The following is a 13,343-nucleotide window of genomic DNA, read 5'->3' as shown; positions in this document are numbered from 1 at the left end:
CGTAGCCCCATCGCTTACGAGACAGCACTCGACTCAACAGCAACTACCCTGGCCCCAGCCGCATAACCCGTGTCCAAGATTCCGGGTCAAGGCCCCAGGTCATATGGTGATGCCTTCCACGCCGACCACCATTCTTGGCTCCAGTGGCCAACGGCCCATATCGGAGCCGGACAGGATCTGCTGTCCGGCTCCGCGGCAGGATCAGGCGATCAACACCAGGCCCTCGATCCCGACCGGCGTGTAGTCGGCCAGCCACGCGGCTGCCTTGTCGGGGTCGGTCGTGGTCGGACACAGCGACCACGGCGCCGCCAGGACCTCCTCGAGGAACAACGCCTCCAGCGCTGCGTAGCGTTCGGCGAAGGGAAGTCGGGTGAGGTCCCGGCCGTGCACGCGCAGCAGGTCGAACGCGACCAGGTGCGCCGGGAACTCCACGGCCGCGCGGCCGCACCCGCACCGCGGCGGTGCATGCGCTGCTGGAGACGCTCGAAACGCGAGCCGGCCCGCCTCCCACACCACCAGCTCGCAGTCGATGGCCGTATCGTCCGGCAGCCGCCGCACGGCCTCCTCGATCTCCGGGAACGCCCGGGCCAGATCGCTGCCGTTACGGTTCCGTACGGCGACACGGCCCTCTGCCCACCGGCCGGCCAACGCGCGGTAGCCGTCCCACTTGATTTGTGCCCTGCTGAGCTCTCCGCGGGATACCGTCCGGCGCCATGTCGATCACTGGATGGCGGGTGCACTTCACCCGTCGAGCTGATGTGGCCGCGGGATGTGTCGCCGTTCATGCGGGAGTTCAGCGAGTTGTTTGCGGCCTCGATGAGCAACTGGACGAGTGGCGTGTGCCCGAAGGGCAGCCGTTCCTGATCAGGCCGGTCGGCATGTACGACGTCGAGTCGAACCGGTACTTCTCGGTGTGGCCGGCGTCGTCGCCGTGGAACACACAGGCCTCGCACCCCGGGATCCGCCTTCAGCGGGGCGGGGCGGACGTTCCCCGGACGACAAGACGGGGGGTGATGACTTGTTCCCCGGCGGGGATCTCCGCGCCCTCCAGGCGTGCGACGGCCCGGCCGACGGCGAGCCCGGCGAGGCGTGCGATGTCCTGTCCGACGGTGGTGAGGTCGATGTGGGCCAGGCGGGCCAGATGGCTGTCGTCGAACCCGACGACGGAGATGTCTCCGGGGACCGCGACGCCGGAGCGGAGGAAGAGGTCGAGTACGCCGGTCGCGCAGCGGTCGTTGAAGGCCAGTACGGCGGTGGGGCGCGGGCGGGTGGCCGACAGGGTTCGGGCGGCCTCGGCGCCTTCCTCCTCAGTGAGACCGCCGGGGAGAATGCGGATGTATTCGCCCAGGCCGTGGCGGTTCATGGCGGTGCGGTAGCCGCGGCGCCGGTCGGCTGCGCCAGGTGCCCGGCCGCCGTCGATGTGGGCGATGTCGCGGTGGCCCAGAGTGACGAGGTGGTCCACCGCCTGGCGGGCTCCCTCGTCGTCGGCGGTCCGTACGACGTCCAGGCCCGGGACGGACGGCCGCAGCCGGCGGGCCACGGAGACGACCGGCAGTTGCCCGGCGAGTTCCGCCAGCCGCGCGGCGGGGGCCTGCGGGCCGAGCAGGATCAGCGCCTCGCAGCGGTCGTCGAGCAGTGTCTCGACGGCGCGCTGCTCGCCGCGCCCGGCGGCCACGGCACTCAGCGCGATCTGGTACCCGGCCGGTTCGGCCGCCGCGTAGATGCCCTCCACCAGGTCGGAGTGGAACGGATGCTGGAGGCCGAACTGCACCCCGAGCAGATGGGAGCGGTGGCTGCGGAGCAGCCGGGCTCGGGCGTCGGGCCGGTAACCGATCTCCCGCGCGGCCTGAAGGACGCGCTCGCGGGTGGCCTCGCCGGCCCCCTTCGCGCCGCGCATCACGATGGAGACCAGCGCCGTGGACACCCCTGCCCGCGACGCCACGTCGGCGAGCGTCGGTCGCTTTGCGTTGGGGACCGCTGGGGTCGCCGGCAACCTGTCCTCCCTGGTCGGAGTCGACTCCTACGGAGTCGACTATAGAACGTTCTAGCTTTCACGGGCCACCGGAGCCTTGACAGGGGAGGGCGACAGCTGGCGTACTGCTGCTCCACGGAGTTCTAGAACGTTCTAGTTTCTTGAACGTTCTAGTCCGAAGTCGCGGAGAGAGGTACGTGGCGATGTACACACTGGCGGCCTGCGCCGAGATGGTCTTCCTGGATCTGCCGATCGACGAGCGGGCACGGCGCATCCATGACGCCGGTTTCCAGGTCGAGATCTGGGACTGGACCCGGCACGACCTTGCCGCTCTGGCCCGGACCCCGGCCGACTTCTCCTCCATGACCGGCTACATCCGCGGCAGTCTGACAGACGAGGAGGGCGCGGCCGAACTCCTGAGCACCGCCGAGGAGTCGCTCAAGGCGGCCGAGCAACTGGGCTGCCCTCGCCTGAACCTGCACGGCACCGGACTGGACGGCCAGGGCCTGCCGGTGGTGCCGGTGACCGGTGAGGTCACCGGAGAGATGTGGATCGCCGCCCACCGCACGCTCACCCGCCTCGCCGAGCTGGGCGAGAGCGCCGGGGTCGTCTTCACCCTGGAGAACCTCAACACCGCCGTCGACCACCCCGGGGTGCCGTTCGCGACGGCCGCCGACACCCTGGCCCTGGTCGCGGCCGTGGACCGGCCCGGGCTGCGGATGAATCTGGACCTCTACCACGCCCAGATCGGCGAGGGGAATCTCATCGAGCTGGTCCGCAGGGCCCATGCCCTGGGCCTGATCGGCGAGATCCAGGTGGCCGACGTCCCCGGCCGCCGCGAACCAGGAACCGGGGAGATCAACTACCCAGCCGTCGCCCGCGCCCTGGCGGACCTCGGCTACGAGGGCACGGTCGCGATGGAGGCGTGGGCCTCCGGCGACAGCGAGCTCGCTCTGGAGCGCTTCCGCTCCGCCTTCACCGTCTGACTGCCTCCACAGCCTGTACCTACCCTGACGACGACGTACGGAGCACCCGCATGACCACCCAGCAGCCTCTCGCCGTCGGCCTCCTCGGCGCCGGACGGATGGGTTCGTTCCACGCCGAGACCCTCGCCCACCGCCTCCCGGGCGTCCGGCTCGCCGCCATCGCCGACCCCACCCCGGGCGCCGCGCGGAACCTGGGCGACCGGCTCGGCTGCGCCACCGCCTACACCGACATCAGTGAACTGCTCGCCGACCCGCACATCGACGCGGTGGTGATCGCCACCCCGGCCCGTACCCACGCCGACCTGGTCGAGGCCGCCGCCAAGGCGGGCAAGGCGGTCTACTGCGAGAAGCCGATGGCGGTCACCCTCGCCGAGGCCGACCGCGCCATCGCGGCCGCCGCGGATGCGGGCGTCCCCCTCCAGGTGGGCTTCAACCGCCGCTACGACGCAGGCTTCAGAGCCGCCCACGAGAAGATCGCCGCCGGCGCCATCGGCACACCGCAGCTGTTGCGCTCGCTCACCCGCGACCCCGCTCTGGCCGACCCGGCCCGCATACCGCCGTGGACGATCTTCCTGGAGACCCTCATCCATGACTTCGACGTCCTGCGCCACCTCAATCCCGGTGCCGAACCCGTCGAGGTCTCCGCCATGGCGGACGCCCTGATCCGCCCCGACTTCAAGGACCGCGGCCTGCTCGACACCGCCGTCGTCACCGTCCGCTTCGACAACGGCGCCCTCGCCACCGCCGAGGCCAGCTTCCAGGCCGTCTACGGCTACGACGTACGCGCCGAGGTCCTCGGCTCGGCCGGGATGCTCACCATGGGCGACGTCCGCCGCACCCACCTGACCGCATACGGCCCGGACGGCGTCGCCGCCGAGTGCGTCACCTACGACCAGCACCTCTTCCACGACGCCTATGTGGCCGAACTCGCCGACTTCACCGACAGCGTCCGCACCGAGCGCACCCCCTCCGCCACCGGCGAGGACGCACGCGCCGCCCTGGCCATCGCCCTCGCCGCCGTCCAGTCCGTCACCACCGGCGGTCCCGTCCGCGTGATGCGGTGAAGGAGCAGCTGACGTCGCGCCGCCGGTGTCGTGGGGGCCGTCCTCCTCGCCACGTACAGAGCGGCCTTCGACGTTCGGCAACACCCGGGCCCTCTCCTGCATCGGCGTCCCCCACGGGGCGCTCGTGGGCCGGTCACGAGGGCCGTTGTCAGAGGCGATTGGCAAGATTGCGGCCATGAATGTCACTCCTGTCACTCCGCCACGGCCGATCGACGTTGCCGCGGTCTTTCCCCAACTGGCTGCGCTGGCCCGCACGGCGACCCGCCTGCACCCCCGTCCTGGGGCGCCGACGCGGCACCACAGCTCGATCGGCGGGCCGCTGCTGTGGCCCGCTGAGGAGCCGTGGCCGCACTGCGAGGAACCGCATGTGGTGGATGGCATCAACCCAGCCCAGTCCCCGGCGGATCTGCGGCTGGAACGACGGATCTTCGCCGCTTCGCATGGCCGGGACCTGACTTTGGAGGAACGGGAGACTCTCGAGCGGATCCGCCCACCTCGGACGTATCCGGTGAGGCTGGCGGTCCAGGCGTATGACGGCCCCATAGCGATGCTGCCCGTCGCGCAGCTGTACGTAAGGGATGTGCCCGATCTGAGCCCGCCGGAGGGCAAGGACCTGCTGCAGGTTCTGTGGTGCCCCTTCGATCATCCGATCATGCCCAGGACCCTCCTCTTCTGGCGTTCGGCAGCCGCCGTCACCGACATCCTCGACACGCCCCCCGAGCCGCCCGCCGTGCAGTTCGACGGCTATCTACCGGAACCGTGCGTGCTCGAACCGGAGCAGATCACCGAGTACCCCGACCATCTGGAGCTGAGCGAAGAACTGCGGGAGCAGCTCAAGCAGTGGAGTGTGCCGCAGGCAGCAGAGGAAGACATGGACCCGGACACCTACTACGACTGTGTGCTGTCCAACGCACCCGGCTGGAAGGTCGGCGGCTGGCCCGCCTGGAACTCCACCGACCCCAGCCCGCACACCTGCTCTGAGTGCGGCACACGCATGGAGGTCCTGATGACCGTCGCCACGTTCGAGGAAGGGGACGACGCCGGCAACAGCTGGTCTCCGCACCCCCATCCAGGTGCTGGACCCTACCCCGGCCACCGCGGCTACAACGCGACCGGTGTCCAGATAGGCAGCGGCTACCGGCAGCACCTGTTCATCTGCCCGGCAAAGCCCGAACACCCCCACATCGAGTTGATGACGTAGCCCGTCCGCAGTGTGCAGTCGGAGCGTCACGGTACGGGCATGCCGTGACGCCGGGCGTTGCGTCCAAGACGCAGAACTTCCTCCGGACGTTCGTGCTGCCGGAGCGCTCGTTCTCCTCTACGGAGTTCCTGTCAGCCGGATTGTCCAACTGATCCGGGAGCACGTCGAAGAGCGGCCCAACGGCACCTATACCGCCCTAGGTACGCATCCGGTACTCATGCCGCCCGCTGTCGCCCAACGGGTCGTCGCGCAGGCCGGCAGGGAGCCTCGACCCTTGGTCGAGAGACCGCACCCAACGAAGAGTTGGTCATTTCCAGGCAACCTGGCTGGTCGCCTGACGGGCGCGACGCTGCTGGCAAATCGACTCATCTCCTACGGAATTGCTGTCCGGAGGGCAAAGAACAGTGCGGTGCTGGCTCTCGCTTCGGACCTGCCCGCTTCCATCCTCAGCGAGATCCTCGGCGTGCACATCAACACAGCAGCCGACTGGGCCCGGTTCGTGAAGCGTGATTGGGCTGCCTTCATCGAGGCTAGGGCATCCAGCGTGGATGGCTCGCGGAAAGCAGATGACAACGCCCGGTCCCTGGCCGACCATTGTTCCGTGACCCCTGACCTGCAGAGCTTCGCCCTCAGTGTTGTTGTCCCCGACCAGGTGTCCCGTGGCAGCGCTGTGGAAGTACGCGCCCAGATTGGTGGGCGAGACGTAGTAGCTGAGGTATTCGACGAGGGGCCGGGCGAAGACCCTCGCTACCTCCTCTTCCCCGATGGGCCACTTCATGCTCACGTGTCCCCGCGCGAGGTTCGCTTGGCGGAGGCAACATGCACTGAAGGGTGCTGTGGTGCTCTGTATGTCACGATCCGTCGTGATGGCGACCAGGTAGTTTGGGATGCATGGCGCAACCCCGATGACGACGAGGTTGGCCTGCCAGAGTTCAGATTCGACGCTCAGCAATACCAAGCAGAAGTTGAGCGCGCAACGCTGGACCGCTCCTGGGAATGGCCAGCCAGGACCGTTGCCCGTCTCCTTGAAGAAAGGCTTCGGCAGTGCACCGACTGGCTCGTGCGCTGGGAGTGTGAAGTTGGCAGCGTGTCTGCCTGGCTCTGGGAGCCGGATCAGATCACTCTCTTCCTATTCCACCCGGGCCGAGATGCCATCAAGGATGGCCGTCCTTGGCTCCAGTTCCAGATGACCTTGGACGTTTCCGGCGACGACCCGGCGGCCCAGGCTGATGAGTTGGTGGCGGAGCTCACGGCGTTCGACCCACGCGCGGCTGCCGATGTCTGCGGTGGTTCAAAGGAGTTCGCCCGTCAGCTTGGCTACCCCTGGCCGCCAGGGCGCAGGCCGTGAGCTCAGGGAATACAACGCTCCAGGAATAAGTGCCCTCTACCAGTATCGCCCGCAACCGGCTGCGACCGCGCCGCCGGCGACATCGCCCGCCGCGCCCTGGCCGACGCCGACCGGCTGCCCAAGGTGGAGGCCTGGTTCCGCCGCACGGCTGGCGAGTGTGGCTACAGTAACTGGCCCTAACAAAGCCTCTGGACGTGCCGGTGGGTGATCAGACAGACGGCACGTCCAGAGGCTTTGTTAGGGCCAGTTATAGGCGTATGCCGGGTGTGGAACGGCGGAAGATCAGGGTGCGAGGGGTGGCCTGTGCGGCGGCGAGGCTAGTTCGGGCGCTGGTGGTGTAGGGGTGTTGAGGGGGGAGTGTCCGTTGGTAGTGGGCGAGGACCTCAGTGAGGCAGCTGATGGCTCGTGTTCGTTTGCCAGCGGCTGCGAGGGCAAGGCCGAGGTTGCGGCGAGCGTTGAGAGTCTCGTAATGGTCGAGGCCCAGGATTCGCTGACGGTCGCTCACACAGGTGGCGAAGTGGGCGAGGGCGGTGGTGTGGTGACCGGTCATGCTGTGGGCGCGGGCGAGGAAGAGGCGCACGCACACCGTCTCTGGATGGTCTTGCCCCAGGCTCTGCTCGGCACGGTGAAGGAGGAGTTCGAGTTGAGAGATGCCTTCGTCGGCGCGACCGGAACTGACCAAGGCACGGGCCTGGTGGCGACCCCACCACAGGGTGAGGTCCTGACCGGTGCGTGCGAGATGGGCTGTGACTTGGTCGTACAGGGCGAGTGATTCAGTGTGCCGTCCCACACGCTCGTACATGCGGGCCAGTTCGCCGCGGGCGTTGGCAGTGGATGGGTGATCGGCACCCATCGCGCGTTCGTTGTCGGTGGCGTTCTGCTCGAACAGAGCAAGCGCGGCTTCGCTTTCGCCTTTGGAACGCAGAGTGCTGGCCAGGTTGACCTGAGCACGCATGGTTGTCTGATGGTCAGGGCCGTTCACGCGCAGACTGTCCTGCAGATTGCGTCGGTGCAGCGCTTCTGCCTCGTCGAGCTTGCCGGCCGATTCAAGTACGTAGCCGAGGGTGTTGACCGCGTCAAGGGTGTGGGGATCGTCCCGGCCGTAACGTTCCTGGTAGGCAGTCACATACTGTTCGCGTAGCGGTACGGCAAGCTCGTAGTGGCCAGCCATCAGGTAAGCCTGCGCGAGCGCGGACTTTGCCCCGAGGATCCTGTCGTCTTGGGGGGCTGCGAGCCGCTCATGTTCGGCCAGCACATCTTGGCCCACGGTGCAGGCACGTCGTACTTCGGCGCGTTCGACGAGCAGGTTCACCGCTGCGCGGTGGAGGTCCATCAGGGCGTGCCGGGTCTCATGGTCGAGCGGTTCGGCTGATGCCCACAAGGCGAGGATGTGATCGGTCAGGCCGCGGTCGGCGGCCTCGCGTCTGGCCCGGGCGTCCGCCGTGTCCAACAGTGACTGCAGGGCCGTAGCCGCCTCGACGATGCGAGTACTCAACTGACCTTGCTCGAGCAGCCGGTCACGGACGATCCGCTGCACCAGCCGGTGCATAAGGACTACGGTGCCGTCCAGGCTCAGGCTCACCACGGAGGCGTCGGCCAATGCGCCCATTACACGGTCGATCTCCTCGGCTTCCAGACCTGCCAAAGCGGTTTTGAGGTCGTTGCGATCGACGCCGGAAGGTGAGAGAAGCGACATGAACTCGATGACGCGGCTCACGGCGGGAGCGTCGTGGCCGCTTTCCACCTGCCTTATGGCCAAGAGCAGAGACTGGGCTACCCCGTTGGGGTACGGCTCTCCCGGCGTACGCCGCATCACGTGCACCACCTGACGGCGACGGAAGCGTCGCTGGTACTCGGAAAACGACAAGCCCTGGCTACGGATCACGCCTGCTGCCTGAGCCAGCGCAAGCGGAAGACAGCCCAGTTCCTCGGCCAGTTCTGTCGCGCCACGAACGGTGGCAGCATCGTCTCCGCCCCCTCCTGCCGTCTCCTGCAGGAAGGCAACAGCTTCTTTGAGAGTGAACGTCTCGATGTCCACTGCCGTGCCGAGGTGGCTTACTGAACGCACCGTGCTGGTGATCAGAGTGCGCGACTGTCCTGTACGCGGGAGCCACCGCGCTACCTCGTCTGGGTCGAGGACGTTGTCCAGCACCACGAGCGAGGGGTCCTCCAGCTGCTCCAGCCATCGGCGCGCTGCTGCGGCGGCCAGTTCAGCGTCCTGGATGCCGCCCTTGATGCCCGCTGCTTCGGCCAGTTCGTCGAGCCCGGCTACCACCTGGCCTGGCTCCTCGGCCACGATCCATGCCACCACAGGCCAGCCGGCCTTAAGCCGGGACCGTGCGTAGGCTCCAGCCAGCTGCGTCTTGCCCACCCCTCGCACGCCGGTCAGCGCACAAACGACGGCAACCAGGTCACGCTGCATCGCTTGATCGACAGCGTTGACGAGTTCCGTGCGTTGCTGGAACCCCAGCGGTTCGCGGGGGAGTGGGCCGACGACGATCGGCTCCGTCTGTCTGCGGGGCCAGGTTCGTTCTACACGGGGACTTCGTGTGTCCCGGGCCGCCCACCACCCTCCGGCGCTGAGTGCTGCTGCGCTGGCTGAGGATGCGAAGGCCAGCACCGCGTTCTCTCCGGCTCCCACGATTTTCAACGCGGCCCAAGGCACGGCAAACGCGCCTACCGCAGCTACCGTTGCTACAAGCCACCGTGCTTCGTGCCTCACCGTACCCCCTGAGCCGGACCAGTCAGCCTGACTCGCCCGGCACGCCCATGGTGCCCAAGCGCAGCGCAGACCACCATCCTCCGTCTCGGCCGAAACACCGTTCGCAACGCCGTGATCAGGGTCGGTGGCTGCTGTAAGCTCGCCGTCCGCTAGGAGTCGACCCTCCTCATCGCAGCACTTATCAGATGGCTCTGATCGGAGGTGGCTTTCCCGCCATCGTTCACCAGTCCCGGCCGGCGGTCAGCACCTCCGCATCCGCGTGCGTGAACCCGTATGCCGACGCCACGAAGCAAAACTCGTCGCAGATCCACTCACGCGCAACCGTCTCGATCCCGCTCCCGGCCGCCACGAACTCCTTGTCCAGCAGGTTGAACTCCTCCGTCGCAGCCTGCGTGAGCGCATACAAGGTCCCCAGATCCGACGGCTGCTCGGCCTCAATTCGCTTGCACAGCCGCAGCAGGATCGCCTTCCCCCGGTCGACTACGCGATCAGGGAAGTACGAGTCGTCGTACATCTGCCGCAGAAACGCGTGCCTCTCTACCTGCTGGTTTGTGATCGGCATGGACCTTCCCTACCTCCGTGAAGACCTGACGCGCCGATCATGTACGGCACCACTGACAACGACGCCGCCTTTGCACGTCGGACCTCACACGACCAGAACGGGGCCTCCGCCTGAGTGGTGGACACGCTGATACTGGGCCTGCTTGATCCGGAGGAAGCGAGAAGACGGCCGATGGCGATGAAGGACTACTCGGACGAACTCAAGCCGATGCCGTGGCCCTGTACGAGTCCACACCTGGGGTGACCTACAAGAGCATCGTCGCTGACCTGGGCTTCAACCGGGCGATCCTGCGGGAGTGGGTGCTGCGGGACCGCGAACGCCGTGGCGTGAGTGCCGCGGCTGTGAAGCCGGCTGCCCGGCCTCGGCAGGCGACACCGTCCGCTGATCCGGACGAGGGTGAGAACCGCGTCATCAGCCGCAAACGGCGGTGAATCAGTTCTTGGATGGTGATCTTCCTGGGCTGGGCTGCTCGTACACTGACGAGAATGGAGGACCACACCGTCACCGGGATCGGTGCGCGTCCGGCGCCCGTCTTGCGGCAGTACGTCGACTCGTATGTCGGCTTCGACCTGCGCGGGTTCCCGACGGGGGTGCACTGCGGCCCGCCGAGCCGCGCGCTCACTGCGGTGATCAGCCTGTCAGATCCTTTGGAAGTGTCGGCGGGCGTTGACGACGGGTCACCGGTCACCCGATTCGACAGCGTGGCCGGCGGTCTGATGCGCCGGTCCGTCGCGATTCACCACGACGGACGCCAGCAAGGTGTTCAGGTATCGCTGACACCGCTCGGGGCCCGGGCCATCTACGGCATGCCCGCTGCCGAGCTCGCCCACCGACTGGTCCCACTTGACGAGCTTCTCGGAGCGCTTGCCGTCGAGCTGGTTGACCGGCTCCGATCGGCGACAACATGGGCGGCGCGGTTCACCGCGCTGGACGAATTGCTCCTACGAGCTGTCGGCCGTGGCGCCTGCGGCGACCATGTGCGCTGGGTGCGCCCCGAGGTAGCCGAGGCATGGCGCCGCCTCGTCGCCGCGCGGGGTTGCGTCCAGGTCGGTGCGGTCGCCGCGGAACTCGGCTGGAGCCGTCGGTACCTCACCGAGCGGTTTCGCGGTGAGGTGGGCCTGTCGCCGAAGATCTTCGCCCGAGTCTTGCGCTTCGAGCACGCGCACGAACTGGCGGCGGCGCAGGACCCGCTGCCGTGGGGCGATGTGGCAACCGTGGCTGGTTACGCCGACCAGGCCCATCTCGTTCGGGACTGGCGTGAGTTCACGGGCCGATCGCCGACGGCCTGGCGTCGCGGCGAAGTCCTCCTGGGAGCCGGGTAGCCGCCGACCGTCTGTCCTTCGCGTCGGTTTCTCTTCCCTTTTCTTCAAGACCGCCCGATCGCTGGCGTGGACGATCGTCGGCATGAGACTCGTCAACCACGAACGCAATGCCATGGACCTGAGGACCACCCCCGTGCACCTCGGACTGGGATCGAGAGCGAAACCCGTCGAGGGCTTCACCTGGGACCCGGTGGTGCTCCAGGCCTACAGCGCCGCGGTCGCACCGGACGGAGTCGAGGGCCGGATGGTGATGATCTTCGATGGCGACGGGCCCGGCGACCATTGGGAGAGTCACCCTGCAGGCGACGAACTGGTCGTCTGCCTCAGCGGGTCCGTGACGGTCACCCGCGACGTGGACGGGGTGCCCGACCGCGTTCTGCTCGGGCCGGGCGAGGCCACCATCAACCCGGCCGGGGTATGGCACGTGGTCGACATGGAGGGGCCGACGTCCATCCTGGCCATCACTGCGACCCTCGGCACCGACCACCGTCCTCGCACCGGCACCCGCCCGACCGAACGCGTCGGCACGCCCAGCCCGCAGGAAGCGCCGTGACGACACGCATCGCGTGCCTCGGCGACAGCCTCACCCGCGCGCAGTTCAGCGTCGACTACCTGGATCTTCTCGGACGACGCCACCCTCCCGGTGACGTGCAGCTTGCCCGTTTCGGCGCCAACGGCGACTTCGCCTACAACCTCTTGCAGCGCCTCGATGCTGTCGTCACGAACCCACCCGATGTGATCACCGTGTTGATCGGGACCAACGACGCCCGAGCGAGCCTTGCCGGCTACCCCCTCCAGCAGGCCATGAAGCGCAAACAGCTGCCCCGTCGCCCGTCGGCTGGCTGGTTCCAACAGTGCCTGGGAGCCGTCGTCGCCCGGCTGCGAGCGGAGACCGACGCGACGATCGGTCTGCTGTCGCTCCCGGTGCTCGGCCAACAACTCGACGGAGCAGCGGCACAGGCATCGCAGGCGTACAGCCGGATGATCGCCGAGGTCGCCGCCACCAACAAGGTGGCCTACCTTCCGCTCCACGAACGCCAGATCGAGGAACTGCGCCAAGCGGACCCGCCGCCGATCTCCTACCGGGAGGCGACGCCCGCAGCGGCCGTCGGCGTCCTCGTCCAGCACGCAGTGCTGGGCCGCAGCCTCGACACGATCTCGCGGCGGCGAGGTCTCATGCTCACGACCGACCACATCCACCAGAACAGCCGCGGCGCCACCCTTGTCGCTGAGGTCATCGACGCCGGTCTGCTGCCCCAGAGCGCGTAGCTGGTTCCGGCGCCCGGCCGGTCGGATGCCATCTACCGCGCGGAGGTGGCATCCGATCCAGGCGGTCAACGCCTATGACATCCGGCTCGTCTGGCTGCGTGACCACCGCGAGGGCACCTGGGTCGCGGTCCCGTGGCGGCTGCTGTCGTCGACCGCGACCCCATTTGGCTGAGGAAGCCCGGGCGTGGGTCGCCGAGAGGACCGGGCGGGCGGCCGCAATTACAAGTGCTGCCAGCGGTGTGTCCCGGCCGTGTGACGGTCAGCGGGCTCGACCGTGGCCGCTGACGCTGCGCGGCGGGGCCCGCCGGTGGTGCGTCGACGCCACCGCGACGAGCGGCGGCCTCCTATCGCGCGGTGTTACCTGCCGCCGCCGAACCTGAGCTGACCGAACCAGGCGCTGGCGAGTCCAGGCCCTGCTGTAAGCCGTGTGCGCGAGTGGGGCGCCGCGGCAGCCCCTTCCGGAATGCGGCATTCGCCTCCCGCCCCCACCTCGCTGGACGCTACGGTCATCCGAGAGACGAGGGGATGTGAGGGTATGGCCGAAGCCCGAACCTTCTGCACTTTCGTGCCGCCTCACATCCTGGAACGGCTGGCCCAGCATGAGGATCCGGAACTGGCCGGACCCGCACGGCGCACTTTGGAGCGCGACGCCTTCGAGCGCACCCACCGCCGGCTGACCACCGTCGTCGGCGCCCCCTCCGTCGCCGCGCCGCCCGGCGCCGAGGCCGGCAAGCCGCACCGCACCGTCTACGACGCCCGGCACCGCACCGACCTGCCCGGCAAGAAGGTGCGCACCGAGGGCTCGGAGCCCGGCAAGGACGCCACGGTCAACCGTGCCTACGCCGGTCTCGGAGCCACCTTCGAGCTGTTCCTGGCGGCGTACCAGCGCGACTCCAT

The 13,343-nt window shown here is 68.1% G+C and carries 12 protein-coding genes and 1 pseudogene; 9 read left to right on the top strand and 4 right to left on the bottom strand.

Annotation, left to right across the window (positions count from 1 at the left end):
• Positions 1 to 201: 201 nt before the first annotated feature.
• Positions 202 to 672 (bottom strand): ATP-dependent DNA ligase, encoded by a 471-nt coding sequence (locus ACWD3I_RS48425; protein ID WP_365412846.1) that lies wholly within the window; start codon positions 670 to 672, stop codon positions 202 to 204.
• A gap of 295 nt (positions 673 to 967) precedes the next feature.
• The gene (locus tag ACWD3I_RS48420; RefSeq protein ID WP_365412826.1) at positions 968 to 1,993 is read right to left on the bottom strand and encodes a LacI family DNA-binding transcriptional regulator; all 1,026 of its coding nucleotides are present in this window, start codon (positions 1,991 to 1,993) and stop codon (positions 968 to 970) included.
• Positions 1,994 to 2,175: 182 nt separating this feature from the next.
• Between ACWD3I_RS48420 and ACWD3I_RS48415 the strand changes: the two genes are divergently transcribed.
• The 4 genes from ACWD3I_RS48415 to ACWD3I_RS48400 all read left to right on the top strand — a co-directional run bounded on the left by ACWD3I_RS48415 (position 2,176) and on the right by ACWD3I_RS48400 (position 6,571).
• Complete coding sequence (locus ACWD3I_RS48415) at positions 2,176 to 2,958, top strand: TIM barrel protein (protein ID WP_365412848.1); 783 nt, start codon at positions 2,176 to 2,178, stop codon at positions 2,956 to 2,958.
• Positions 2,959 to 3,008: 50 nt separating this feature from the next.
• Positions 3,009 to 4,022: a Gfo/Idh/MocA family oxidoreductase gene (locus ACWD3I_RS48410; RefSeq protein WP_365412828.1), complete on the top strand. Its 1,014-nt coding sequence runs from the start codon at positions 3,009 to 3,011 to the stop codon at positions 4,020 to 4,022.
• Positions 4,023 to 4,197: 175 nt separating this feature from the next.
• Positions 4,198 to 5,223, top strand: a complete 1,026-nt coding sequence (locus ACWD3I_RS48405; RefSeq protein ID WP_365412830.1) for a hypothetical protein — start codon at positions 4,198 to 4,200, stop codon at positions 5,221 to 5,223.
• A gap of 274 nt (positions 5,224 to 5,497) precedes the next feature.
• Positions 5,498 to 6,571: a hypothetical protein gene (locus tag ACWD3I_RS48400; RefSeq protein WP_365412832.1), complete on the top strand. Its 1,074-nt coding sequence runs from the start codon at positions 5,498 to 5,500 to the stop codon at positions 6,569 to 6,571.
• 247 nt (positions 6,572 to 6,818) lie between these two features.
• Here the strand turns inward: ACWD3I_RS48400 and fxsT are convergent, their stop codons facing one another.
• Entirely contained in the window at positions 6,819 to 9,191 is a 2,373-nt protein-coding gene (gene fxsT, locus ACWD3I_RS48395; RefSeq protein ID WP_451084442.1) for an FxSxx-COOH system tetratricopeptide repeat protein, read from the bottom strand.
• A 322-nt stretch (positions 9,192 to 9,513) separates the two neighbouring features.
• Entirely contained in the window at positions 9,514 to 9,855 is a 342-nt protein-coding gene (locus ACWD3I_RS48390) for a DUF5713 family protein (RefSeq protein ID WP_365412836.1), read from the bottom strand.
• Positions 9,856 to 10,094: 239 nt separating this feature from the next.
• Between ACWD3I_RS48390 and ACWD3I_RS48385 the strand changes: the two genes are divergently transcribed.
• The 5 genes and pseudogenes from ACWD3I_RS48385 to ACWD3I_RS48365 all read left to right on the top strand — a co-directional run.
• Positions 10,095 to 10,286: a hypothetical protein gene (locus ACWD3I_RS48385; RefSeq protein WP_365412838.1), complete on the top strand. Its 192-nt coding sequence runs from the start codon at positions 10,095 to 10,097 to the stop codon at positions 10,284 to 10,286.
• 54 nt (positions 10,287 to 10,340) lie between these two features.
• The gene (locus tag ACWD3I_RS48380) at positions 10,341 to 11,177 is read left to right on the top strand and encodes a helix-turn-helix domain-containing protein (protein ID WP_365412840.1); all 837 of its coding nucleotides are present in this window, start codon (positions 10,341 to 10,343) and stop codon (positions 11,175 to 11,177) included.
• An 82-nt stretch (positions 11,178 to 11,259) separates the two neighbouring features.
• Entirely contained in the window at positions 11,260 to 11,730 is a 471-nt protein-coding gene (locus ACWD3I_RS48375) for a cupin domain-containing protein (protein WP_365412842.1), read from the top strand.
• Complete coding sequence (locus tag ACWD3I_RS48370) at positions 11,727 to 12,446, top strand: SGNH/GDSL hydrolase family protein (RefSeq protein ID WP_365412844.1); 720 nt, start codon at positions 11,727 to 11,729, stop codon at positions 12,444 to 12,446. Before ACWD3I_RS48375 ends, ACWD3I_RS48370 begins: the two co-directional genes overlap by 4 nt.
• 535 nt (positions 12,447 to 12,981) lie before the next feature.
• Positions 12,982 to 13,343: pseudogene (locus ACWD3I_RS48365) on the top strand (peptidase M4 family protein); the annotation flags it as partial.

The organism is Streptomyces sp. NPDC002817 (assembly GCF_053592055.1).
This window is presented reverse-complemented; position numbering and strand designations above follow the sequence as displayed.